This is a genomic window from Streptomyces sp. NPDC058279, from assembly GCF_042881255.1.
In the GTDB taxonomy this organism is placed as follows: domain Bacteria; phylum Actinomycetota; class Actinomycetes; order Streptomycetales; family Streptomycetaceae; genus Streptomyces.
In genome coordinates, this window is sequence record NZ_JBHVYA010000007.1 from 20,299 (window position 1) to 41,966 (window position 21,668).

Annotated in this window: 24 protein-coding genes; 12 read left to right on the forward strand and 12 right to left on the reverse strand. The window is 74.3% G+C overall.

Annotated features, from left to right (window positions below; all coding sequences use genetic code 11):
• Window positions 1-66: 66 nt before the first annotated feature.
• The 3 genes from ACFVXJ_RS15430 (at window position 67) to ACFVXJ_RS15440 (ending at window position 1,945) form a co-directional block, all read left to right on the forward strand.
• Entirely contained in the window at window positions 67-519 is a 453-nt protein-coding gene (locus ACFVXJ_RS15430) for a DoxX family membrane protein (RefSeq protein ID WP_389662206.1), read from the forward strand.
• Window positions 516-977, forward strand: coding sequence for a Zn-ribbon domain-containing OB-fold protein (locus ACFVXJ_RS15435; protein WP_389662207.1), 462 nt, complete (start codon window positions 516-518; stop codon window positions 975-977). The genes ACFVXJ_RS15430 and ACFVXJ_RS15435 overlap by 4 nt, the downstream gene beginning before the upstream one ends.
• Window positions 978-1,138: 161 nt before the next feature.
• Window positions 1,139-1,945 (forward strand): hypothetical protein, encoded by an 807-nt coding sequence (locus ACFVXJ_RS15440; protein WP_389662208.1) that lies wholly within the window; start codon window positions 1,139-1,141, stop codon window positions 1,943-1,945.
• 27 nt (window positions 1,946-1,972) lie between these two features.
• On the opposite strand, the gene ACFVXJ_RS15445 is transcribed toward ACFVXJ_RS15440, so the two are convergent.
• Window positions 1,973-2,647: a pyridoxal 5'-phosphate synthase gene (locus ACFVXJ_RS15445; RefSeq protein ID WP_389662209.1), complete on the reverse strand. Its 675-nt coding sequence runs from the start codon at window positions 2,645-2,647 to the stop codon at window positions 1,973-1,975.
• 605 nt (window positions 2,648-3,252) lie between these two features.
• Between ACFVXJ_RS15445 and ACFVXJ_RS15450 the strand changes: the two genes are divergently transcribed.
• Window positions 3,253-3,723 carry a hypothetical protein gene (locus ACFVXJ_RS15450; RefSeq protein WP_389662210.1) on the forward strand — a complete coding sequence of 157 codons (471 nt, stop codon included), beginning with the start codon at window positions 3,253-3,255 and terminating at the stop codon, window positions 3,721-3,723.
• Window positions 3,724-3,738: 15 nt separating this feature from the next.
• On the opposite strand, the gene ACFVXJ_RS15455 is transcribed toward ACFVXJ_RS15450, so the two are convergent.
• Window positions 3,739-4,929: an acetyl-CoA acetyltransferase gene (locus ACFVXJ_RS15455; RefSeq protein ID WP_389662211.1), complete on the reverse strand. Its 1,191-nt coding sequence runs from the start codon at window positions 4,927-4,929 to the stop codon at window positions 3,739-3,741.
• Between the two features lie 180 nt (window positions 4,930-5,109).
• On the opposite strand from ACFVXJ_RS15455, the gene ACFVXJ_RS15460 reads away from it, so the two are divergent.
• Both ACFVXJ_RS15460 and ACFVXJ_RS15465 read left to right on the forward strand, forming a co-directional pair.
• Entirely contained in the window at window positions 5,110-6,309 is a 1,200-nt protein-coding gene (locus ACFVXJ_RS15460) for an acyl-CoA dehydrogenase family protein (protein ID WP_389662212.1), read from the forward strand.
• Complete coding sequence (locus ACFVXJ_RS15465; RefSeq protein WP_389662213.1) at window positions 6,306-6,782, forward strand: nitroreductase family deazaflavin-dependent oxidoreductase; 477 nt, start codon at window positions 6,306-6,308, stop codon at window positions 6,780-6,782. The genes ACFVXJ_RS15460 and ACFVXJ_RS15465 overlap by 4 nt, the downstream gene beginning before the upstream one ends.
• A gap of 78 nt (window positions 6,783-6,860) precedes the next feature.
• On the opposite strand, the gene ACFVXJ_RS15470 is transcribed toward ACFVXJ_RS15465, so the two are convergent.
• Window positions 6,861-7,508, reverse strand: a complete 648-nt coding sequence (locus ACFVXJ_RS15470; RefSeq protein ID WP_389662214.1) for a TetR family transcriptional regulator — start codon at window positions 7,506-7,508, stop codon at window positions 6,861-6,863.
• A gap of 319 nt (window positions 7,509-7,827) precedes the next feature.
• On the opposite strand from ACFVXJ_RS15470, the gene ACFVXJ_RS15475 reads away from it, so the two are divergent.
• The 3 genes from ACFVXJ_RS15475 (at window position 7,828) to ACFVXJ_RS15485 (ending at window position 11,717) form a co-directional block, all read left to right on the forward strand.
• Window positions 7,828-8,640 carry a VOC family protein gene (locus tag ACFVXJ_RS15475; RefSeq protein WP_389662215.1) on the forward strand — a complete coding sequence of 271 codons (813 nt, stop codon included), beginning with the start codon at window positions 7,828-7,830 and terminating at the stop codon, window positions 8,638-8,640.
• 116 nt (window positions 8,641-8,756) lie between these two features.
• Window positions 8,757-11,165 carry a PQQ-binding-like beta-propeller repeat protein gene (locus ACFVXJ_RS15480; protein ID WP_389662216.1) on the forward strand — a complete coding sequence of 803 codons (2,409 nt, stop codon included), beginning with the start codon at window positions 8,757-8,759 and terminating at the stop codon, window positions 11,163-11,165.
• A 54-nt stretch (window positions 11,166-11,219) separates the two neighbouring features.
• Entirely contained in the window at window positions 11,220-11,717 is a 498-nt protein-coding gene (locus ACFVXJ_RS15485; RefSeq protein WP_361318948.1) for a peptidylprolyl isomerase, read from the forward strand.
• A 77-nt stretch (window positions 11,718-11,794) separates the two neighbouring features.
• Here ACFVXJ_RS15485 and ACFVXJ_RS15490 read toward each other — a convergent pair whose 3' ends face one another.
• Both ACFVXJ_RS15490 and ACFVXJ_RS15495 read right to left on the reverse strand, forming a co-directional pair.
• The gene (locus ACFVXJ_RS15490; protein ID WP_389662217.1) at window positions 11,795-12,211 is read right to left on the reverse strand and encodes a MarR family transcriptional regulator; all 417 of its coding nucleotides are present in this window, start codon (window positions 12,209-12,211) and stop codon (window positions 11,795-11,797) included.
• Between the two features lie 23 nt (window positions 12,212-12,234).
• On the reverse strand, window positions 12,235-13,077 hold the full coding sequence (locus ACFVXJ_RS15495) for an SDR family oxidoreductase (protein ID WP_389662218.1): 843 nt from the start codon (window positions 13,075-13,077) through the stop codon (window positions 12,235-12,237).
• A 76-nt stretch (window positions 13,078-13,153) separates the two neighbouring features.
• On the opposite strand from ACFVXJ_RS15495, the gene ACFVXJ_RS15500 reads away from it, so the two are divergent.
• Window positions 13,154-13,645 carry a MarR family winged helix-turn-helix transcriptional regulator gene (locus tag ACFVXJ_RS15500; RefSeq protein ID WP_389662219.1) on the forward strand — a complete coding sequence of 164 codons (492 nt, stop codon included), beginning with the start codon at window positions 13,154-13,156 and terminating at the stop codon, window positions 13,643-13,645.
• A 45-nt stretch (window positions 13,646-13,690) separates the two neighbouring features.
• Here ACFVXJ_RS15500 and ACFVXJ_RS15505 read toward each other — a convergent pair whose 3' ends face one another.
• Together ACFVXJ_RS15505 and ACFVXJ_RS15510 are read right to left on the reverse strand one after the other, a co-directional pair.
• Entirely contained in the window at window positions 13,691-14,149 is a 459-nt protein-coding gene (locus ACFVXJ_RS15505; protein ID WP_389662455.1) for a GNAT family N-acetyltransferase, read from the reverse strand.
• A 114-nt stretch (window positions 14,150-14,263) separates the two neighbouring features.
• Window positions 14,264-14,782, reverse strand: a complete 519-nt coding sequence (locus ACFVXJ_RS15510; RefSeq protein WP_389662220.1) for a hypothetical protein — start codon at window positions 14,780-14,782, stop codon at window positions 14,264-14,266.
• A gap of 127 nt (window positions 14,783-14,909) precedes the next feature.
• On the opposite strand from ACFVXJ_RS15510, the gene ACFVXJ_RS15515 reads away from it, so the two are divergent.
• On the forward strand, window positions 14,910-15,401 hold the full coding sequence (locus ACFVXJ_RS15515) for a hypothetical protein (protein WP_389662221.1): 492 nt from the start codon (window positions 14,910-14,912) through the stop codon (window positions 15,399-15,401).
• A 66-nt stretch (window positions 15,402-15,467) separates the two neighbouring features.
• On the opposite strand, the gene ACFVXJ_RS15520 is transcribed toward ACFVXJ_RS15515, so the two are convergent.
• From ACFVXJ_RS15520 to ACFVXJ_RS15530, 3 genes are read right to left on the reverse strand one after another with little or no spacing between them, the layout of a single operon-like run.
• On the reverse strand, window positions 15,468-16,244 hold the full coding sequence (locus ACFVXJ_RS15520; RefSeq protein ID WP_389662222.1) for an enoyl-CoA hydratase/isomerase family protein: 777 nt from the start codon (window positions 16,242-16,244) through the stop codon (window positions 15,468-15,470).
• On the reverse strand, window positions 16,241-16,687 hold the full coding sequence (locus tag ACFVXJ_RS15525; protein WP_389662223.1) for a Zn-ribbon domain-containing OB-fold protein: 447 nt from the start codon (window positions 16,685-16,687) through the stop codon (window positions 16,241-16,243). Before ACFVXJ_RS15525 ends, ACFVXJ_RS15520 begins: the two co-directional genes overlap by 4 nt.
• A 7-nt stretch (window positions 16,688-16,694) precedes the next feature.
• A complete protein-coding gene (locus ACFVXJ_RS15530) occupies window positions 16,695-17,846 on the reverse strand; it encodes a lipid-transfer protein (protein WP_361318968.1) in 1,152 nt (383 codons plus the stop codon).
• 94 nt (window positions 17,847-17,940) lie between these two features.
• Between ACFVXJ_RS15530 and ACFVXJ_RS15535 the strand changes: the two genes are divergently transcribed.
• Entirely contained in the window at window positions 17,941-19,716 is a 1,776-nt protein-coding gene (locus ACFVXJ_RS15535) for a FadD3 family acyl-CoA ligase (RefSeq protein WP_389662224.1), read from the forward strand.
• A gap of 63 nt (window positions 19,717-19,779) precedes the next feature.
• On the opposite strand, the gene ACFVXJ_RS15540 is transcribed toward ACFVXJ_RS15535, so the two are convergent.
• Both ACFVXJ_RS15540 and ACFVXJ_RS15545 read right to left on the reverse strand, forming a co-directional pair.
• The gene (locus ACFVXJ_RS15540; RefSeq protein ID WP_389662225.1) at window positions 19,780-20,505 is read right to left on the reverse strand and encodes a methyltransferase domain-containing protein; all 726 of its coding nucleotides are present in this window, start codon (window positions 20,503-20,505) and stop codon (window positions 19,780-19,782) included.
• Window positions 20,506-20,536: 31 nt separating this feature from the next.
• A complete protein-coding gene (locus ACFVXJ_RS15545) occupies window positions 20,537-21,487 on the reverse strand; it encodes a DUF4232 domain-containing protein (RefSeq protein ID WP_389662226.1) in 951 nt (316 codons plus the stop codon).
• Between the last annotated feature and the right edge of the window lie 181 nt (window positions 21,488-21,668).

Consider the following 21,668-nt stretch of genomic DNA (forward strand, 5'->3'; position numbering starts at 1 on the left):
CTTGCGGGACGGGCCCCGATCGGGTGAACTGACGTACCGTCAGATAATGGAGGATGGGGGCTGCCGATGCGGACCGTCTGGCTCAGTGGGGCCGAATGGACAGCCGTGCTCCGGATGGGGCTCGGCCTGTGGTGGCTGGAGAGCTGGCGGCACAAGGACAAGAAGGGCTGGTTCGAGCGCGGCACCGGAATCGCGTGGGCCGCCGACGTGGCGGGCAACCACCGCTGGGCGTTCGTCAAGGGCGGCTTCGACCGGGTCGTCCGGCCGCGCCCGAAACTGATGGCCTACGTGGTGGTGTACGCGGAACTCGCGCTCGGTCTCGGCCTGGTCCTCGGGCTGCTCACCCCGATCGCCCTGGTCGGGGGACTGCTGCTGAACCTGCTGTACCTGGTGCTGATGATCCACGACTGGGCCGAGCAGGGGCAGAACGCGATGATGGCGCTCATCTCGGCGGTCGCGCTCTTCGCCATGGGCTGGCAGGTCTGGTCCCTCGACGCGGCGACGGGACTCTTCCTGTGAGCGGGACGAGCGGGGCGAACGGGGCTTCGGGCCCTGCCGCCAGGGCGACGGCGCGGTACGACCTGCCCGAGGCGGACGACTTCACCCGCCCCTACTGGGAGGCCGCCGCGCGGGGCCGACTGCTGCTGCGGCGCTGCGCGGAGTGCGGCCGGGCGCACCACTACCCCAGGGAGTTCTGCCCGTTCTGCTGGGCGGGGGAGGATCGGGTGCGGTGGGAGGAGGCCGAGGGGGCGGCCGTCCTGTACACGTGGTCGGTGATCCACCGCAACGACCTGCCGCCCTTCGGGGAGCGGGTGCCGTACGTGGCGGCGGTGGTGGACCTGGCGGAGGGGCCGCGGATGATGACGGAGCTCGTGGACTGCGGGGCGGCGGAGTTGAGCATCGGGATGCCGCTGCGGGTCGCGTTCCGCGAGAGCGGTCCGGGTGCGGCCGTCCCGGTCTTCCGCCCGGAGTCGTAAGCAGGTTCGGCAGAACGGAAGTTGACGTACCGAAGGCCGGCCGTCGCCGTATGTCACAGGCGCGCACCGGTCCGGCGGAACGGCTGCGTCCCCGGGCGGAATCCGGCGATCCTGGGGTGTCGCCAGAAAGGTCCGTACCACCTCACCCCTCGGAGCAGCCGGTGTCCTCGCAGGAGATCCCCCTCACGATCACCCCCGAGCAGGCCGCCTACGGCGTGATCCTGCCGGTGTCCCTGCCCGGCGGTGGGAGCGCGCGCCTGCGGATTCCCGCGGGCTGCCGGGACGGTGAACTCGTACGGGCGCGCGTCGGCGACCGCGAGGTGCTGGTGCGGATACGGGTTGCGGTGGGGGCCGGGGCGGGTGGCGCCGCCGGGCCGGCGACCGTCGCGTCCGCGGTGCCCGGGCAGCCGCCGCGGCCGGCCAAGTCGTCCGGAGTGGGCGGGTGTCTGGCGGTGGTCGGCGTCGTCGCGGCCGTCATCATCGGCGCGATCGCGGTGAACAGCGGCGACGACAACAAGCACACCTCGTCGTCGTCCTCGTCGTCCGCTTCCTCGTCGCCGACTCCCACTCCCACTCCGACGTACAGCTCCTGGTCGCCGGCGCCGCTGCCGACCGACACGTCGTACACCTCCGGCACGGGCAGCAGCGGCGCCGGCAGCTATCCGTACCCCACCACCGCGCCGACGACGGCGGATCCGAGCCCGTTCGACACGGGTACCTGCCTCAACGGGCAGTTGCCGGACTCGACGACCGCGCAGCGCGTCGACAACGTGGAGGAGGTCTCCTGCTCGGCGTCGGACGCGCACTACAAGGTGATCCAGCGGTTCGGGTTCACCTCGGACCTGCACCGCTGCGACGACACCGCGCGCACGGAGTACGCGTTCTCGTACCGCTACACCCTCAACGGTGCCCCGATCAACGAGTACGTGTACTGCCTGATCGGCCTCGGCTCCTACTCGCGCAGCTGAGGCGCGCGGACCCCTCCGGCGGCGGGCTCACGGCCACAGGAGGCTGCGCGTCCAGGTGCCGGCGGGGTCGCGCCGGTAGTGGAGCCGGGTGTGGCGACGGGCGGCGTCGCCCTGGAAGAACTCGACCTCCGCCGGCTCCAGCACGTACCGCGTCCACGTCGGCGCGGGCGCCTCGGGGTCGGCTCCGGCGCGGACCCAGGCCGCCGCCGAAGCCTCGGCCAGCTCGGCCAGGGAGCCCAGCACCTCGCTCTGGCGACCGGTCAGCGCCGCCGCCAGTGCGCCGCGCGAGCGCACCGCCAGGTCCGCGCGGCTCTCCTGCGGCCCGCAGGCCGTGACGCGGCCCCGGATGCGGATCTGGCGGCCCACCGCAGGCCAGTAGAAGCCGAGGGCGGCGGCCGACTGTCCGGCCAACTGGCGGCCCTTGGCGCTGGTGGCGTGCGAGGCGAAGTGCCAGCCGCGGGCGTCGGCGTCGTGCAGCATCAGGGTCCGGACGTCGGGCCGCCCGTCGGCGTCCACCGTCGCCAGGCTCATCGTGTGCGGCTCGGGCTGCCCGGCGCGGGCGGCGTGCGTGAACCACTCCCGGAACAGTTCCAACGGCTCGGCGGGCGCGGCCTCGGGGTCGAAGGAGGGCAGCGGGGTGTCCCACACGCGCAGGGAGTGCAGGGTCTTGCGGAAGTCGTCGCCACCGGTCTCAGGGGTCATGCGGCCATGGAACCATCCCGGGGCCGGGCCGGGCCGGGCCGCGTCCGTGCGCGGCGCGAAGCCGCCCTTCCACAGTTCCCGGGCTCCGCCCAGCCGCGCCTCAATCGCCGGCGGGCTGGGAGGTGCCCTACGGGTCTGAGGCGGGTGACGCCGCGCATGCGTTGGCGGCTGCGCCGGGCAATCCCAGCCTCGCCGGCGTTTGAGGCGCGGGGGCCCGGGGGCTGGCCCCCGGCAGCGGCGGCGCGCATAGGCCCGGGCTCTGCCCCAATGTTCGGGCCCGGGCTCGGGCTCGGGCATCTTCTGCCTCGCCGGCGGGGCTGGGAGGTACCCCACGGGCCGAGGCGGGTTCCGCCGGGCATGGGTTGGCGGCTGCGCCGGGCGATTTCAGCCTCGCCGGCGTTTGAGGCGCAGGGCGGGCCGTCGCTCCCGGTTGGGGGAAAGTGCCTCCGGCACAGCACGAGGCGTTCATATGATGTGCCCTCATCAAACCGCTAGGGGTGGGGGCACCGATGGACCGCACAGACCGCACAGACCGCACAGACCGCACAGACCGCACAGACCGCACGGACGCCACCGGCGCGAGACGCGGCAGACGCACGGCGACGGTGCTCCGCCGGACACTGGCCACGCTGCTGCTGGCCGGCGTGGCCGTCGCCTGCGGGCCCGACACGGGGACCGCCCCGGCCCGGTCCCTGGCGCCGGCGACCACACCCCCGGCGGTCACGTCCGCCCCGCCCTCGGCCACCCCGCTCCCCGGCCCCTCGGCCTCGCAATCGGCCTCGGCCTCGGTGTCCGCCTCGGCGACCGTCCCCGTATCGACGCCCTCCGCCGAACCGCCGACGCGGCCCGCGGCGAAGCCCACGACCCGGGACCCGGCCCCGGAGCCGACCCGCGCGGCGACCCGCGAGGCGACGCCCGCCGCGGAGACCTCCTGCGAGATCGTCTCCGACGCGGGCAACTGCTACAAGGCGGGCCAGTTCTGCCGCAAGGCCGACGTCGGCCGCGAGACGCACGGCGCCAACGGCCGCCTCATCTACTGCCGACCGGACGGCAGCCGGTCCCGCTGGAACTACTGAGCCGCCGGCGCCGGCCTACCGGCCCAGCAGCACCGTCCCCGACGAGCAGAACCAGCCGCCCGTGCCCGAGGCCAGCGCGACCTCGGGCAACCGGCCGTCCCGTCTGGTGACCTGCCGGCCCGGACCGGCCTCGCCGCGGAGTTGACGGACCGCCTCCACCAGCAGGAACAGCCCCCGCATCCCCGGATGGCAGGCCGAGAGACCACCGCCGTCGGTGTTCACGGGCAGCTCGCCGCCCCGCAGCAGCCGCCCCTTCTCCACGAACGCCCCGCCCTCGCCCTTCGCACAGAAGCCGAGGTCCTCCAGCGTCACCAGGGTCATGTACGTGAAGGCGTCGTAGATCTGCGCCAGGTCCACGTCCGCCGGGGTCAGCCCGGCCCGTTCGAAGGCCAGCCGCCCCGAGACCGCCGCCGGGGAGACGGTGAAGTCCGCCCACTCCGACATGGTGGTGTGGGAGACGGAGGTGCCCGAGCCCAGGACCCACACGGGCGCCTTCGCGGTGTCCGGTACGTAGTCCTCCGCCGCGAGGAGCACGGCGCAGCCCCCGTCCGAGCGGATGCAGCAGTGCAGCTTCGTGAAGGGGTCCGCGATCATCTCGGCGGACAGCACGTCCTCCACCGTGATCGGGTCCCGGTACATCGCGTCCGGGTTGGTCGCGGCGTTCGCCCTGGCCTGCACGGCGACGGCCGCGAGCTGCTCCGCCGTGGTGCCGTACTCGTGCATGTGGCGGCGCGCGGCCATCGCGTACTTCGCGACGAGGGTGTGGCCGTACGGGACCTCGAACTGGAGCGGGCCCCGCCCCCCGAAGGACAGGTTGGAGGTGCGCCGCCGGGCCTTGATGTCGGCGCGCGCGGTGGAGCCGTAGACCAGCAGGACGGCGTTGGCGTGGCCGGCGGCGATGGCGTCGGCGGCATGGGCCGCCATGACCTCCCAGGTGGAGCCGCCGACGGAGGTGGAGTCGACCCAGGTGGGCCGCAGCCCCAGGTACTCGGCCACCTCGACGGGGGCCAGGGTGCCGAGCCCGGCCGAGGCCAGGCCGTCGATGACGGAGCGGTCCAGTCCCGAGTCGGCGAGCGCCCGGCGGGCGGCTTGGGCGTGCAGGGCGTAGGGGGTGGGGCCGTCCACCCGGCCGCAGTCCGAGAGCGCGACGCCGACGACGGCGACCCTGCGGCGGGCTGCGGAGGCGGCGGAGAGGGGTCCAGGCATGAGGAGACGGTATATCTGACGGACCGTCAGCCGCTAGGTCGGGTAAGGGGGGCGTGTCCGGACCGCCGCGAGTTCGACGGTGTCGGCCCCTGGGCATCCGCGACTCCCCGGCCTAACATGACGGCCCGTCAGATATCCCCTCGGCCACCGCCGGGAGGTTTCCCCGGGAGGAGCCCGACGATGGACGCCGCCTTCACCGCGGAGCAGGACGAGATGCGCCGCACCCTGCGCGAGATCCTGGGCAAACGCTGCGGCCCGGACGAGGTCAAGGCCGCCGTCCGCACCGCCGCCGGACACGACCCCGAGCTGTGGCAGCAGCTCTCCCGGCAGCTCGGCCTGCCGGGCATCGCCATCGCCGAGGAGTACGGCGGGGTCGGCTGCGCACCCGCCGACCTGGCCCTGGCCTGCGAGGAGACCGGGCGCGTGCTGCTGCCCTCCCCGCTGCTGGCCACCGCCGGGCTCGTCGCCCCGCTGATCGGCGCCCTGGGGACGCCCGCCCAGCGCGCGGCGCTGCTGCCCCCGCTCGCCGCCGGAACACTGACCGCCGCGCTCGCCGTACCCGGCCCGGCCCTGGCCACCGCCCTCGCGCTGACCGGGGACAACACCCCGGGCGACTGGTCGGGGGGCGGCCGCGCCGGCGGGGTACAGGCGCACGGCGACGGCGCCGGCGGCCGGCGGCTGTACGGGGAGGCCGCCCAGGTCCTGGACGGGCACAGCGCCGGGCTGCTGGTCGTCGCCGCGCACACCGGCGGCTTCGCCCGCAGCCGTACCCTGCTGTTCCTCGTACGGGGGGACGCGCCCGGTCTCGTACGCGCCCGGCAGGCCACCCTCGACGAGACCCGACCGCAGGGCCGCGTGCAACTGCGCGACGTGGAGGCCGAACCGCTGGGCGGCGAGGACGGCAACGACGCCGCCGACGTGGCCGGGGCGCTCGCCGCGACCGGCCGCACCGTCGCCACCGCCCTCGCCGCCGAGGCGGTCGGCGCGGCCGGGCAGGCGCTGGCCCGCACGGTGGAGTACGTACGCCAGAGGGAGCAGTTCGGTCGCGCGGTCGGCTCCTTCCAGGCGGTCAAACACCGCCTCGCCGACCTCTACGTACAGGTCCAGGCGGCCCGATCCGCCGCGTACTACGCCGTCTGGGACCCCGACCAGGGCGGACTCGCCCTCGCCCAGGCGCTGGAGGCGCTCCGGCTGACCGCCGCGGAGGCCATCCAACTGCACGGCGGCATCGGCTTCACCTGGGAACACGACGCGCACCTCTACTTCAAGCGGGCCGCGGCCGACGAACTGCTCTTCGGTCCCGCCCACCGGCTCCGGGCGCACGCCGCACAGCGCGCCGGGCTCTTCCCGGCGATCCGAGAGAGGACGGCCGCGCGATGACAGCCGTCGGTGTCCGCCTGATGCAGAAGGTCTCCTCGACCCTGCTGTTCGCCAAGATCGCGCCGCACGTGATCCCCGCCATGGACAAGGCGGTGCACAAGCTCACCCGCGGCAAGGTCATCCTGAGCGCGCAGATGCTCCCGGGGCTGATCCTCACCGCCAAGGGCGCCAAAACGGGGGAGCCGCGCGTCACCCCGCTCGCCTGCATGCCGCTGGAAGACGGCGCGGGTTGGCTGCTGATCGGCTCCAACTTCGGCCGCCCCGGGCACCCGGCCTGGACCGCGAACCTGCTGAAACACCCCGACGCGCGGGTGAGTTGGCACGGCCGGGAGATCGCCGTACGGGCCCGGCTGCTCCAGGGCGACGAACGCGCGGCGGCCTGGCGTCAGGCCTTGGCATTCTGGCCGCCGTACGCGACGTACCAGGCGCGCGTCGAGCGGGAGATCCGCCTGTTCCGGCTGGATCGCCGCTGATCACGGCACGGCAGGCCGCGGCGGCCGACCCGGACCCCCGGCGGCGGACCCGGCCCCCGGCGGGGGTCGGGTCCGCCGTTACCTGGTCGGCTTCTTGCCGGTGATGCCCAGGTGGACCAGGAGCGCCAGGTTCGGCTTGAGTTCGGCCTGCTTCACGCCCCAGGTCTGGAACCCCTTCTGGTGCGAGGCGACCGCGGCCAGCATCGCGACCAGCGAACCGGCCATGGCGGCCGGGCTGAGGTCCTTGTCGACCTTGCCCTTGGCCTGGAGTTCCTTCATCGACTCCGTGAGGGAGTTGGTGACGGAGTTCAGGATCTTCATGCGGATCTTGTAGAACCGCTTGTCGCCCTCGGCCGCGCCGAGGTCGACGACCCGCAGGATCGCGTCGTTGCGGCGCCAGAAGTCCAGGAAGCCCTCGACCAGTTCCTCGGCCGCGCTCCAGCCGGCCTTGCCGACCCAGTTGCGGCCCTCGACGAGCGCCGTCAACTGGGCGCCCTCCGTGGCCATTTCCTCGGCGATCTCCAGGACGGCACCTTCGACGTCCGGGAAGTACTGGTAGAAGGTCGCGGGGGAGGTACCGGCCTTGCGCGCGACGTCGATCACCTTGACGTCGCGGTACGGCGAGGAGCTGAGCATCTCGCCGAGGCAGTCGAGCAGCTTCTGCCGCGTCGCCTGGCCGCGCCGGCCGGCGACACGCCCGTCGACGGTGCGTACTTGTCCTGTCATGCCGTCAGCTTACCGAGGGGTGATGGGCGCGCTATTCGGCCGCCTGCAAATGGGGTCAACCGGCCGCCGACCTGGGCCACAGCGCCTGCGCGCCCGACCGTCCGATGCATTTCGGCCGTTTTCCAGGTCGTTTCCCCGCGGAGCGCCCCCGCCGCCGCCGACCGGTCGCGGACCGTCACCGACCCCACCCGTATCGTGGCGTAATCCCCCGAATAGTCTTGTCAACAGGCTGTGGACAAGTTTTCGGACCCATCATGGCCGGGAGGCGCAGGGCGGACGGATGGGGGCATACCCCCGCACGACGGAAGGAACCGGGCCCATGACGGCATTCGCGGAAGGCTCCCCCTGCTGGGTCGACGCCTCGCTCCCGGACGTCGAGGCGGGAAAGCGCTTCTACGGTGAGCTCTTCGGGTGGACCTTCGGCGACAGCGCGGGCGCCGAGTACGGGCACTACACGCAGGCGTACAGCCGCGGCCGCAACGTCGCCGCCCTCGCCCCCAAGCCCGACGGCCGCATGCCCACCGTCTGGGGGATCTACCTCTACACCGTCGACGCCTACGCGTGCGCCGCCCGCATCCGCGCCGCCGGCGGCCAGCTGGTGATGGACCCGCAGCCCGTGGGCCCGTACGGCACGGCCGCGATGGCCGCCGACCCCGGCGGCGCCGTCTTCGGCCTCTGGCAGCCCGGCACCCACCACGGCTTCGAAGCCCAGGGCGAGCCGTACACGTACCGCTGGTCGGAGGTCTACACCCGGGCCCGGGACGCCGTCGACGTGTTCTACGCCAAGGTCTTCGGCTACGTACCCGAGGACCAGGACGACCCCGACTCCGGCATCGAGTACCGCGTCTGGTCCCCGCCCGGCAGCGTCCCCGGCTCCGCCACCGCCGTCCTGGGCCGCAGCGTCATCACCGACGCGTTCCCGGAGATCATGCCGGCGCACTTCCTCGCCTACTTCGCCGTCCCCGACTGCGACCAGACCGTGGCCACCGCGCGGCGCCTCGGCGGCCGGGTCACCGCCGATCCCGTGGACACCCCGTACGGGCGCATCGCCGTCGTCGCCGACAATCAGGGGGCGGTCTTCGGGCTGCTCTCGGAGCCCCGGACCAAAGCCGGCGGCGAATCCCGGCCCTGACCCGGGGCCGGACCAGGCGCGGGCCTGACAGAATCGGGCGTGCGCGCCGGTGGACGCGCGCTGCGGGCGGGCCCGGCGTGGGCCCGGACGGCCCGTACGGGGAGGTGTGGAGGCGAGTGGTGGAGCAGCTGACGCAGCACGACCCGAGACGGATCGGCCCCTTCGAGGTGCTGGGACGGCTCGGCGCCGGCGGCATGGGGCTGGTCTACCTCGCGCGGTCGGCGTCCGGACGACGCGTCGCGATCAAGACGGTGCGGACCGAACTCGCCGAGGACCAACTGTTCCGCGTGCGCTTCACCCGCGAGGTGGAGGCGGCGCGCGCCGTCTCCGGCTTCTACACCGCGGCCGTGGTCGACGCCGACCCGCGCGCCGCCGTGCCGTGGCTGGCGACCGCGTACGTGCCGGCCCCCTCCCTGGAGGAGATCGTCAACGAGTGCGGGCCGATGCCCGCGCAGGCCGTACGGTGGCTCGCGGCCGGCATCGCCGAAGCCCTCCAGTCCATCCACGGCGCCGGCCTCGTCCACCGCGACCTGAAGCCGTCCAACGTGCTCGTCGTCGAGGACGGCCCGCGCGTCATCGACTTCGGCATCGCGAGCGGGGTCTCCAACACCCGGCTGACCATGACGAACGTCGCCGTCGGCACCCCGGCCTACATGTCGCCCGAGCAGGCGAAGGACTCGCGCACCGTCAAGGGCGCCAGCGATGTCTTCTCGCTCGGTTCGACGCTGGTCTTCGCCGCCACCGGACACCCGCCCTACCACGGGGCGAACCCGGTCGAGACGGTGTTCATGCTGCTGCGCGAGGGCCCGAACCTGGAGGGGCTCCCCGACGAACTGCGGCCCCTCATCGACTCCTGCATGCAGATGGACGCCACCCGCCGCCCCACCCCGGCGGACCTCCAGGCGCAGCTGGCCCCGCACCTCTTCGAAGGCGGCGACGACAGCGGCACCGCCTCGGCCTGGCTGCCCGGCCAGGCCGTCGCCATGATCGAGGCCCGGCGCGCGGGCCTGCGTACGGCGGTGGTCCCCGGGCCCGCCCGCCCGCCGCGCGGCGCCCAGGGGCCCGCGTCGGGCCCCGCCACGCACCGGCGGCGCGAGCCCGCCGAGTCCTGGGTGGACCCGCGCACCGGCCAGGCCGCCCCGCCGCTGCCGCCCCACCCGCCGGGCGGCTCCCCGGTGCTTTCGGGCGAGCCCGTCCGGCTCGGTGCCTCCCCCGTGCCGATCGGACCGGGGCCGCGCGTTACGGCCGCCGCGCCCGTCGGCGCCGGCGCCGACATCGCGACCGGCTGGGTCCGCCCGCCGGGCGGCGCGTCGGCCGAGGCCGTCGCGGCGGTGCCGCACCAGGCGGCGTCGTCCGCGGCCACCCCGGGCCCGGCCGGCCCCGCGCCCGACAGCGGGCGCTGGCGCCCCTGGCGCTTCCGCATGTCCAACGAGGTCTGGGGCACCCCGACCGTCGCGGGCGACCTGCTCTACGTCACCTCCTTCGAGGTGCACGCCCTGGACGTCGGCAGCGGCCGGCGCCAGTTCAAGACCAGGGACGTCGCCTGGTCCATGACCGTCGCGGACGGCCGCATCCACGCCTCCGACGGGCCCTCCCTGTACGCGCTCGACGCCTCCGACGGCTCCGAGCGGTGGCGGCTGGCCACCGAGGCGTGGGTGTACGCGCTGCGCGCCGAGCGCGGCACCGTCATCACCGCCACGCGCGGCGGCGGCGTCCAGGGCTGGGAGGCGTCCAACGGGCAGAAGCTGTGGGAGCTGAGCGGGGCGCAGTCCGACTTCGAGACCCCGGAGGCGGCCCCCGTCCTGCACGACGGCACCGTCTACGTGTGGCAGGACGCCCGGTTGCGCGCCCTGGACGCCCGCTCCGGCCTGGAGGCCTGGTCGTACCCGGTCGGCGACGCGGCGGCCTGCGGGAACGTGCCGGTACGGGTCACCCCGGCGCCGGACGGCAACGTGTACGTCGCCGCCGGCACCCGCGTCCTGTCCGTGGACCGGGCCTCGGGGCGGGTGCGCTGGCACTTCGAGGCCCCGGCCGTCTTCCTGGCGCCCCCGGCCTACGCCCCGGGCGCGGCGGTGACCGGCGGCGGCGTGTACCTCGTCGACTACCTGGGCACCGTCTACGCCCTGGACGCGGCGACCGGCAAGGACCGCTGGCGCATCGCGACGGAGTCGCGGCCCTCGCCGGACCCGGTCCTGGTGGCGGCCGGCAACGTCCACCTGGGCGCGGGCAGCGCCCTCTACACGCTCGACGCGGTCACCGGCACCCCGAAGTGGCGGTTCGCGGCGGGCGGGGAGATCACCGGTTCGCCGGCGGTCGCGGACGGCCGCGTGCACTTCGGCTCGGCGGACCACTGCCTCTACACCCTGGACGCGGCGGGCGGTCAGCTGCGCTGGAAGCTGGCCACGGGCGGCGAGATCACCGGCGCCCCGGTGGCCGAGGCGGGCGTGGTCTACGCGTGCAGCAAGGACCGCTGCGTGTACGCGCTGGACGCGGCGAAGGGGACGGGCACCCGGACCGGCGCGTGAGCGCGGCCGGGCCCCCGGGTCGCGCGCGGCACCGGGAGTGACAGGATGGACCCCATGAGCAACGTCTACTTCGACATCAACATCAACGGCGAGTCCGCGGGCCGCATCGTCTTCAACCTCTTCGACGAGGTCGTCCCGAAGACGGCCCAGAACTTCCGCGAGCTGGCCACCGGCCAGCACGGCTTCGGCTACGCCGGTTCGCCCTTCCACCGCGTCATCCCCGAGTTCATGCTCCAGGGCGGTGACTTCACCAACCAGAACGGCACCGGCGGCAAGAGCATCTACGGCGAGAAGTTCGCCGACGAGAACTTCCAGCTGAAGCACGACCGGCCGTTCCTGCTGTCGATGGCGAACGCCGGCAAGAACACCAACGGCTCGCAGTTCTTCATCACCACGATCCCCACCCCGTGGCTCGACGGCAAGCACGTCGTCTTCGGCGAGGTCGTCGAGGGCTCGGACCTGGTCAAGAAGATCGAGTCCCTGGGCTCCCAGTCCGGCCGCACCTCGGCCAAGATCGAGATCGCGGCCTCGGGCGTCGTCGACGCCGCCTGACCCCTCCCGCTCCGGCCGGCCGGCCCCGTCCCCTCCGGGGGACCGGGGCCGCCGCCATGTCCGGACCCGGCCCCTCGCTACGCGGCCGGCGTGAGGTTGTGGGTCATACGGGCCAGGACGCCGACGGCGGTGGTGTACTCGTCGTTGGAGATCCCCCGCGTCGCGAGCGCCCGGAAGGCGTCGACGCGGGCGGCGGCCTCGGCGCGACACGTGCGCCCGGCCTCGGTGAGGGCCAGGGCGTCGGGGGTCGGGCGGCTGAGCCGGCCCGTGGTGAGGAGGGTCTCGACCGCCGCCGTCAGGGCCGGCGCCCCCGCGTTCGCGGCGACGGCGTCCCGTACCGCGTGATCGGTCGCGGGGGCCTCCCCGACCGCGTTCAGCACCTGCCAGGTCAGGCGGGTGAGGTCGGTCTCCGCCAGCAGGGCGTCCATGTGGGCGGTGAGGGCCTGGTCGGTGCGGGCCAGCCAGTAGCCGATGGGTCGGGCCGTGTCCTGCATCAGGGGTTCTCCGTATCCGGTGGTCAGCGGGCGGTGAAGGCGGCGGCGTTCTCCCGGGTCCACTGCGCGAAGGTGCGCGGCGGGGTGGCGAGGAGGGAGGCCGTGGTGTCGGCGATCGGCACGGGGGTGGCCGTGGCGCGGGCCCACAGGTCGAGGAGGGAGCCGACCATCGCGGGGGGCAGGTGCCGGCCCAACTGCTCCTCGGCCTGCTCGCGGGTGATCTCCGCCACCGGAACGGGCCGCCCGATGGTTTCGGCGATGATCGCGAGCTGCTCCCGGAAGGTCAGCGACCGGTCTCCGGTGAGGGTGAGAGCCCGGCCCGCCAGGGAGTCGCCGGTCAGCGCGTGGACCGCGATGTCGGCGATGTCGGTCGGGTGGATGGGCGCGATGCGCGCCTCCGGGTAGGCGAGCGGGACCGGCAGGCCCCGGGCGATGAAGTGGGCCCAGCCCAGCGCGTTGCCCGCGAAGGCGTCGGGACGCAGCAGGGTCACGGTGAAGTCGGCGTCGGCGAGGGCCCGTTCGAGGCGGAGGCTGTGCGAGGCCAGCGGATCGACCGCCGCGCCCGATTCCAGGACGGAGGCGGACGACAGGAGGACGACGTGCTCGACGCCCGCGGCCTCGGCGGCCTCGACGAACGCGGAGATGCCGGCCGGCTCGGGGTAGAGGAACACCCGGCGCACGCCGCTCAGCGCGGCGGCGAAGGTCTCCGGCCGGCCGAGGGCCAGTTCGACGCCCTCCACGCCGGGCGGCACGGTGAGCTCGGCGGGCCGGGCGCTCGCGGCGCGGACGTGGTGGCCGGCGGAGTGGAGGAGGCCGGTGATCGTGCGGGCGATCGTGCCTCGGGCACCGGTGATAAGGGTCGTCATGGATATGCATGTTTGCATGCACACGTTTTCACGTCAACACATGTCTGCACGGCATCACGAAGGTATGATCGGGGCCATGGCGAAACCCGAAACGATGACGGCCGACGAACTGCTGGACGCCGTCGGACCCGCGTTCTCCAAGCTGCGCCGCACCTCGCTGCTGGAGGTCGAGAACCCGATCTCGGCGAAGGACCTGAGCCGCACCCTGGTCCTGAACCTCGTGCTGGAGGGCACGCGGCGGCCGGACGAGGAGATCACCGTCGGGGCAGTGGCGGAACTGCTCGCCGTGGACCCCTCCGTCGCCAGCCGGATGGTCAGCGACAACATCAAAGCCGGCTACCTCGTCCGCGGGGCCTCCCAGCACGACGGCCGCCGTACGGTGCTGCACCTCAGCGAGGCCGGCCACGAACTGATGGCCCGCTTCCGTCGCCACCAGCGGTCGGCGTACGAGTACATCACCGCCGACTGGTCCGAGGACGAGCGCCTCGACTTCGCCCGCCTGATGCTCAAGTACACCGGCGCCCTGGCGGACCTCCGCCACCGCGGCCCGGCGGCCTCGGCCGGCTGAGGCCCGGACGGCCCGGATCCCGGACGGCCGAGTACGGCCGAAGAGTCAGACGCGCCGCTCCAATACCCGGCCCGGCCAGGTGCCGGACCGGAAGTGGTCGGTGGCCGTGAAGCCGTTGCGCTCGTAGTACGCGACCAGTTCGCCGCCCCCGCCCGCCCAGCAGTCGACCCGCAACAGGGCGACGCCCGCCCGCCGGGTCTCCTCGACGGCCCGGTGCAGCAGCGCGGCCCCGATCCCGAGGCCGGCGTAGCGGCGGTCGCCGACCAGCAGCCGGACGTACCGCTCGGGTTCCGCGGCCGGGGCGATCGGCAGCTGGGGACTGGGCCCGGTGTCCAGGACCAGGGCCCCGGCCGGCGCGCCGTCCCGCTCCGCGATGAACGGCATGTTCTCGGTCGTGTACCGCCCGACCCGCTCGGCCGCGCCGGGCCGCCGGGAATAGGGGATCGTGCCCCACTGCTCGGTGTTGCCGCGCGCGTTCATCCACGCCACCGCCGAGTCGAGCATGTCCAGGACCGCCGCCGCGTCGTCGGGGCCGCCCGGCCTGATCCGTATGCGTACGCCGTCGGCGTTCGTGCCGTCTGTGCTGTCGCTCACGGCACGAGCTTAGGCCGACTGGGCCTAGGGACGGTCGGACGGCGCCGGGGGCCACGGCTCGTCGTGGCGGGTGGGGGAGGTCGGAGCCTGGGTGGTGGGCGGGAGGTCGCGGTCACGGAGGCGGCGGCGGGGGCGGCCGCGCATGACGGCCGCCGCCAGGAGGAGCAGCGCGCCGGCGCCGAACGCGCTCGCGACGCCCGCGCCGACGCCCCGGGCGCCGCCGACGGAGATGCTGCCCAAGGCTTGGCCCTGCCGGACCATCCACAGCACGGCGAAGCCGAGGACCACGACCCCCGCGAGCGCCATCAGGGCGCGCGAGCACAGCACGATCGCGACGACGGCCAGCAGCGCCGCGACGCAGAACGGCAGCAACAGCCCGGTGAACAGGGCGGCTTTCGCCCCGGTGATCCCGCTCGGGGAGAAGAGTTCCACCAGGCGGTAGTCGCGCCCGTGCCGGCCGTCGTACCAGGCACGGAAGGGACTCCAGACGGCGACCGCGGCCCCGATCAGGCCGAGGATCGAGCCGAGTACGTTGCGGATCATGCCCGGCCCTCCGAGGTGGGGATCTTGGTGCCGACGCTACGTGCGGCCCGGGGTGCCCGCACGTCGGGTGGGGCGTCCGGGGGGCCTGATAGCGTGGCGCGCCGTTGCCCAGGGGGAGGAGTCGGCCATGGCGGTCGGACGTCGCATCAGGTTCGGCGCGGTGCTCGTAGGGGTGGTGTTGGCGCTCACGGGGTTCTCGTCCGGCCACAAGAGCGGGCACAAGAGCAGCGGCGGCGGGGGCGGCTGCTCCAGCGCCGGCTCCAGTTCCAAGAACAACAGGAGCAACAGCTACAACAACCGCAACACCACCCGGGGCGGCAGCGGCTCGACGGCCAGTCCCACCCCCACCCCCAGCCGCACCGGCGCCCCCGCCCGCGCCGAGGTCGTCACCTGCGCCGGCCCCGGCACGCCGAAGGCCACCGTCCGCGTCACCTCCCTCGCGAGCACGGAGCGCACGGTCGAGGTCCCGATCACCTTCGAAGGCGCGTCGGGGACCGTCGAGCGCGCCTCCGGTCGGGTCACGCTCAAGAAGGGCGAGACCCGCACCATCGAGATCCCGCTCGGCAGCCCCGCGAAGGCCGACCAGGTCACGAGCTGCCGGCTGGGCTCCGTCACCTGACCGACGCGCCGACCGGAGCCCACCGCGCCGACCGGAGCCGACCGCGCCGACCGGAGCCGACCGTGCCTACCGGACCCGGGGCTCCGGCGCCGCGCGGCGGCCGGTGAAGAGGGCGGCCTGCTCGGCCGGGGGCAGGTTGCCCAGGGCGATCAGGGCCGGCGCCTGGTCCAGGGCTCGGCGCAGCGACGCCTGCTTGGCCGACCACAGCGCCCGCACCGTGCCCTGGACGGCCGCCGTCGGGAAGCCGGCCAGCGTCCGCGCCGACCTCAGGGCCGCCGCCGCGAGTTCGCCGGGCTCGACCAGCTCCGAGACCAGCCCGATCTCGTACGCCCGCAGCGCCGAGAGCCGCTCGGCCGTCCCCATCAGGGACATCCGGGCCACCTCCCCGAACGGCATCCGCTGGGCCATGTAGACCGCCTCGTACGCGCTGACCATCCCGTACGTGGTGTGCGGGTCGAAGAACGTCGCGGACGACGAGGCGACGATGAACTCCGACTCGCCCAGCAGGTAGAACGCCCCGCCGCACGCCATGCCGTTGACGGCCGCGACCACCGGTTTCCACAGGTCGTTGGCCTTCGGGCCGACGGCCAGCAGCGGGTCGTCGACGGAGTACGGGGACGCGGGCTGGGGCACCGACACATCCCGGTCGATGCCCGTGCAGAACGCGGCCGTGCCCGCCCCCGTCAGCACCACCGCCCGTACGTCCTCGTCATGCCGGAACTCCTGCCACAGGGCGGCGAGTTCGTCGGCCGTCGCGAGATCGATCGCGTTGTGCCGGCCCTCCCGGTCCAGGGTGACGACCGCGACCCCGCCCGCCCCGTCCCGCTCCACCCGGACCGTCACGGCCGCTCCAGGACCCAGCGCGGCACGCTCATCCCGCCCGTCTCGGTGAACACCACCTGCACCCGCGCCCCGATCCGCAGCCGGGCCGGATCGACCGAGTCCAGCGGGGCGTCGGCCGAGGTGACGAGGTTCCCCGCCAGCCGGATCAGCGGAGCCTCCGCCAGTTCCACGAGGATGACGTTGTACGGGGCCTGCGCCGCGTAGGCCGGCAGCAGCGGCGGGTGCGGCCGTACGTACGACCAGATCCGGCCCCGGCCGCTCATCAGCCGCCACGCGGAGTCGAACGACCCGCAGTGCGGGCAACACGGCCGCGGCGGGAAGCGGAGCCTGCCGCAGTCGGCGCAGGACTGGACGCGGAGTTCGCCCCGGGCGGCGTACTCCCAGAACGGGGCCCCGTCCTCGTCCGGGACCGGGAGGAGGAGGCTTTCGGCGGGCGCGCTCATGGTCGGGTCAGCTCCTCAGCAGGATCGCGGACGTCGGGACACCCTCGCCCGCCGTCACCAGGCAGGTCGCGGCGTCCGGCACCTGGGCGGTGGAGATGCCGCGCAGTTGCTTGACGCCCTCGTTGATCAGGTTGAAGCCGTGCACGTACGCCTCCGACAGGCCGCCGCCGCCGGTGTTGATCGGCAGCCGGCCGCCCATCTCCAGCGCCCCGCCCTCGGTGAACGCGGCCCCCTCGCCGCGCCCGCAGAAGCCGTAGCCCTCCAGGGACAGCGGGATCAGCGGGGTGAACGCGTCGTAGATCTGCGCGACGTCCACGTCCTGGGGCCCGAAGTCGGCCTGCTTCCACAGGTGCCGGGCGGCCGTCCACGCCGGACCGGACAGCGGGTCGTCGTTCCAGTAGTTGACCATGCCGTGGTGCTGCGCGGGCAGGCCCTGGGCGACGGAGTGGACGTAGACCGGCTTCTGGCGACAGTCCCGCGCCCGCTCGGCGGAGACGATGACGCAGGCCAGCGCCCCGTCCGTCTCCAGACAGTTGTCGAAGAGGCAGAGCGGCTCGCTGATCATGCGGGAGGTCATGTACATCTCGCGGGTCAGCGGCCGCTCGTACATCACCGCGGCGGGGTTCTCGTTGGCCCGGTTGCGGCAGGCCATCGCCACGTTGAAGAGGTGGTCGCGGGTGGCCCCGTACTCGTGCATGTAGCGCCGGGCCAGCATGCCTATCTCGTCGGCCGGGCGCAGCAGCCCGAAGGGGCGGGTCCACTGGCCGGGGGTGGGCAGTTGCACGGTCGTGTTCTTCCAGGGGCGCGGACCGGAGCCGCGCTTGCGCGAGCGCCAGGCGACGCCGACGGACGCCTGGCCGGTGGCGACGGCGGCGGCGAGGTGGCCGACCGTGGCGCAGGAGCCGCCGCCGCCGTAGCCGACCTTGGAGAAGAAGGTGACGTCGCCGGCGCCGATGGACTTGGCGACCTCGACCTCGTCCGTCTCCTCCATCGTGTACGAGGCGAAGGCGTCCACCTCGGACGGTGCGATGCCGGCGTCGGCGAGCGCCGCGAGGATCGCGCGGCAGGCCAATTCCTTTTCGCTGCCCGGCAGTCGTTTGGCAAAGGCGGTCTGGCCGATGCCGACGATTGCCGTAGCGTCCTTGAGCGTTGCCGCCATCGCCACCTCCGGGTGCGCGCCAGTGCTGACAGCCGCGAAGGCTACAGCTAATCTGACGGATAGTCAGCTACTGGCACGGGGAGGGCGACGCGCGATGGGCGAGGAGCAGCACGCGAGGCACCGACAGGACGGCGCCCGGCCCGGCGGCGACGAGGCGCCGGCTGGGGCCAGCGGGGTAGGCGGGGCCCGTGGGGCGGCGGACGGCACCCCGGCGGGTCCCCCGGACGGCGCCGGGCCCGACGCCGTCCGAGCCGCCGAGGCCGGCGCCCGCCGCGGCGACCTGCGGTGGGGCACCGTCGCCGGCCTCGTGCGCGACGCCGCCACCCGCTACGGCGAGCGGGAGGCGGTCGCCGACGGCCGGGTCCGCGTCAGCTACGCCGGGCTCGGCGCACGCGTGGAACGCGCCGCGGCCGCCTGCATCGCCGTCGGCATCGAACCCGGCGACCGCGTCGCCGTCTGGGCACCCAACAGCCTCGACTGGATCGTCTCCGCCCTCGGCGCCGTCTCCGCGGGCGCGGTCCTCGTCCCCCTCAACACCCGTTTCAAGGGCGCCGAGGCGGCGTACGTCCTGCGCCGCAGCCGGGCCCGACTCCTCTTCATCACCGGCACCTTCCTCGGCACCTCCTACGTCGCCTCGCTGCGCCGCGCCGCCGCCGAAGGCGACGGCACCGGACCGCTGCCCGGCCTCCCCCACCTCGGACAGGTCGTCGTCCTCGCCGAAGACGCCCCCGAGGCGTTCCGCACCTGGAAGGACTTCCTCGCCGGCGGCGACCCCGTACCGGCCGGGGCCGTCCGCGAGCGCGCCGATTCCCTCCGCCCCGACGCACCCTCCGACATCATCTTCACCTCCGGCACCACCGGCAGCCCCAAGGGCGCCGTCATCACCCACGCCCAGACCCTGCGCTGCTACGACGTGTGGAGCGAGCTCGCCGGACTGCGCGAGGGCGACCGCTACCTGATCGTGAACCCGTTCTTCCACACCTTCGGCTACAAGGCCGGGATCATCGCCTGCCTGATGCGCGGGGCGACGATGATCCCCCAGCCCGTCTTCAACGTCGACACCGTCCTCGCGAACGTCGCCGCCGAGCGGATCTCCGTCCTCCCCGGCCCGCCCACCCTCCACCAGTCCCTCCTCGACCACCCCCAGCGCGGCCACCACGACCTGTCCGCGCTGCGCCTGGTCGTCACCGGCGCGGCCGTCGTCCCGCTCCGGCTCGTGGAGCGGCTGCGCGGCGAACTGCGCATCGCCACCGTCCTGACCGCCTACGGGCTCTCCGAGGCCGGCGGCATCGTCACCATGTGCCGGCGCGGCGACCCGCCCGAGGTCATCGCCGCCACCTCCGGGCGCGCCATCCCCGACACCGAGGTACGGATAGCCGACGAGAGCGGCGCCCCGGCGGCGGTCGGCACCCCCGGCGAGGTGTGGGTACGCGGCCACCACGTCATGCGGGGTTACTTCGAGGACCCGGACGAGACGCGGCGTGCGATCACCCCCGACGGCTGGCTGCGCACGGGCGACGTCGGCGTCCTCGACCCCGCCGGGAACCTGCGCATCACCGACCGGATCAAGGACATGTTCATCGTCGGCGGGTTCAACGCCTACCCCGCCGAGATCGAGCAGCTCCTCGGCCTGCACCCGGACGTCGCGGACGTCGCGGTGGTCGGCGTCCCCGACCCGCGGCTCGGCGAGGTCGGCAAGGCGTACGCGGTCCGCCGCCCCGGCTCCACCCTCACCGCCGACGACCTGATCGCCTGGTCCCGACGGGAGATGGCCAACTACAAGGTGCCGAGGACGGTGGAGTTCGTGACCGAGCTGCCGCGCAACGCGAGCGGCAAGGTCCTCAAGCGAGACCTGCGCACCCGGGCCTGACGGGCCTGACCGCGCGGACCGCGCGGACCGCGCGGACGGGGCAGCGGACGGGGTGGGCGCGGCTCACGCGGGCTTGCGGGCCAGTACCAGGCGCCACCGCGGAGTCCCGTCGGACCGGCGCCCGAAGTGCGCCAGCGGGACCGTCTCCACCGTGAACCCCGCCGCGCGCAGATCGGCCCGGACCGGCCCCCACGGGAACGAGCGGTAGTACATGACGAACGGCGGCCGCCACACCGCGTTCCGTACCCGCATCGCCGCGTCGAAGCCGGCCACCGCCCACCACAGCGGTGCCGTCGGCGGGATCGGCGCCCCGATCGGGAAGGCGAACACCCCGCCGGGCCGCAGCGCCCGGTGGAGGCCCGAGAACAGCGCGGGCCGCTGGGCGGGCAGGAAGTGGCCGAACGCCCCGAAGCTCACCGCCAGGTCGTACGAGTCCGCGAGCGCGTCCGGCAGCGCCAGCGCGTCGGCCCGTACCAGATCGGTCCGCTCGGGAAGGTCCCGCGCGGCCTGCCGCAGCATGCCGGCGCTGAGGTCCACCCCGGTGACCCGGTCCCGGCACAGCCGCCGCAGCAGCGGCAGGCCCGCGCCGGTTCCGCAGCACAGGTCCAGCCCCGAGCCGAAGGAACCCTCGTACTCCGCCAGGGCCTCCTCGACCGCGTCGAGCATCCGGTCCGGGGTGCGGAACGGGGTCTCGTCGAACTTCGGCGCGAGCAGGTCGTAACCGCGCTCGACGGAGGTCAACGCCTGCACGGCCAGTTCGCGGAGCGTCGGCCCCTGGGAGGTGAACACCCCTCCACCTTAGACGCGTTCCCCGCCGGTCTCACGGTGTGCGGGGGCCGTCCCGCTGCCAGGCGCCGACGCCGAGCCGGCCCGTGGTGCCGAGGTCGAGTTCCGGTGTCACGGTCACGGCCGGGGCCCCCGGTTTCGCCGTCACCGTGACGTACGGCGCGTTCACCGCCTCGCCGGAGCCGGTGGTGTTGCGCCAGGCCAGGGAGGCCGAGGCGGACTCGCCCGGGTGCAGTGTCAGCGGCGCGGGCGGTGCGTCCCGGCCGATGCCCGTGGAGATCTCGGCGGTGCCGTGCAGGACCTCGATCCCGGTCACCGGCTTGTGGTGCTCGTCGAACAGTCGGAGAGCGGGATAGCCGTCGAGCTCGTACGTGCCGGTGCCGCAGTAGGTCAGGTGCAGCCCCACGACGCGCAGTCCCATCGCGGCGTCCCCGTCGTCGGCCGTGACCCGGATACCGGAGGGCGGGCAGGTGCCCGCCGGGGCGGGCGCTTCGGCAGCCGGCACGGCCCGGACCGTGGCTATCCGCACCTGATACCCGGCCCCGGTCCGCGAGCGGCCTCCGCCCCCGGCCGCGGCTCCCGAACCGGCCGCGGCTCCGGCGTCCGCGCGCTCGACGGTGCGCGTGACGCTCTGCCCCGGCCCCACGGACGCCACGGTCTGCCGCACGGTGTCCATGGCCTGGCCGGAGTCGTTCAGGAGCGTGAAGGTGATGGTGTAGGTGAGGGCTTCCGCCCCGGAGTTCGTGACCCGGAACGCGGCGCGGTCCGCATCCGGGGAGGGGCCGCACCCTCGGCTGACGAGACTCACGCCGTCGTGCTCCGCGCCCGTGGGGCGGCCCTCGGGCGGGCTGGAGGCGCAGCTCGGTGCGACGCGGCCGCCGGCCGGCCCGGAGGCCGCCTCGCGCGTTCCGCATCCGGCGAGGAGCACGGTGGCGGCCAGGGCGGCGCAGAGGGCGGCCGGAGTGGCGGAGGGAGTGGGGCGCATCCGCCCAGGAGAGCAGGCGCCGAGGCGGGTGGCTGTGACGGAGGCCATGCTTCCGGTCACAGGGCCGTCACAAGGACATGCGGCGGCCGCCGGGGGGGCCCCCCCCCCCCCCCCCCCCCCCCCCCCCCCCCCCCCCCCCCCGCCCCCCCCCCCCCCGAACCCCCCCCCCCCCCACCCACGC

Bases quoted from the DNA above. Each gene is read 5' to 3' on its own strand.
- ACFVXJ_RS15475 (WP_389662215.1), top strand. From the start codon at position 7,828: ATGACGGCATTCGCGGAAGGCTCCCCCTGCTGGGTCGACGCCTCGCTC.
- ACFVXJ_RS15430 (WP_389662206.1), top strand. From the start codon at position 67: ATGCGGACCGTCTGGCTCAGTGGGGCCGAATGGACAGCCGTGCTCCGG.
- ACFVXJ_RS15460 (WP_389662212.1), top strand. From the start codon at position 5,110: ATGGACGCCGCCTTCACCGCGGAGCAGGACGAGATGCGCCGCACCCTG.
- ACFVXJ_RS15530 (WP_361318968.1), bottom strand. From the start codon at position 17,846: ATGGCGGCAACGCTCAAGGACGCTACGGCAATCGTCGGCATCGGCCAG.
- ACFVXJ_RS15455 (WP_389662211.1), bottom strand. From the start codon at position 4,929: ATGCCTGGACCCCTCTCCGCCGCCTCCGCAGCCCGCCGCAGGGTCGCC.
- ACFVXJ_RS15535 (WP_389662224.1), top strand. From the start codon at position 17,941: ATGGGCGAGGAGCAGCACGCGAGGCACCGACAGGACGGCGCCCGGCCC.
- ACFVXJ_RS15545 (WP_389662226.1), bottom strand. From the start codon at position 21,487: ATGCGCCCCACTCCCTCCGCCACTCCGGCCGCCCTCTGCGCCGCCCTG.
- ACFVXJ_RS15510 (WP_389662220.1), bottom strand. From the start codon at position 14,782: ATGATCCGCAACGTACTCGGCTCGATCCTCGGCCTGATCGGGGCCGCG.
- ACFVXJ_RS15485 (WP_361318948.1), top strand. From the start codon at position 11,220: ATGAGCAACGTCTACTTCGACATCAACATCAACGGCGAGTCCGCGGGC.
- ACFVXJ_RS15470 (WP_389662214.1), bottom strand. From the start codon at position 7,508: ATGACAGGACAAGTACGCACCGTCGACGGGCGTGTCGCCGGCCGGCGC.
- ACFVXJ_RS15500 (WP_389662219.1), top strand. From the start codon at position 13,154: ATGGCGAAACCCGAAACGATGACGGCCGACGAACTGCTGGACGCCGTC.
- ACFVXJ_RS15505 (WP_389662455.1), bottom strand. From the start codon at position 14,149: ATGCTCGACTCGGCGGTGGCGTGGATGAACGCGCGCGGCAACACCGAG.
- ACFVXJ_RS15445 (WP_389662209.1), bottom strand. From the start codon at position 2,647: ATGACCCCTGAGACCGGTGGCGACGACTTCCGCAAGACCCTGCACTCC.
- ACFVXJ_RS15515 (WP_389662221.1), top strand. From the start codon at position 14,910: ATGGCGGTCGGACGTCGCATCAGGTTCGGCGCGGTGCTCGTAGGGGTG.
- ACFVXJ_RS15525 (WP_389662223.1), bottom strand. From the start codon at position 16,687: ATGAGCGCGCCCGCCGAAAGCCTCCTCCTCCCGGTCCCGGACGAGGAC.
- ACFVXJ_RS15465 (WP_389662213.1), top strand. From the start codon at position 6,306: ATGACAGCCGTCGGTGTCCGCCTGATGCAGAAGGTCTCCTCGACCCTG.
- ACFVXJ_RS15490 (WP_389662217.1), bottom strand. From the start codon at position 12,211: ATGCAGGACACGGCCCGACCCATCGGCTACTGGCTGGCCCGCACCGAC.
- ACFVXJ_RS15495 (WP_389662218.1), bottom strand. From the start codon at position 13,077: ATGACGACCCTTATCACCGGTGCCCGAGGCACGATCGCCCGCACGATC.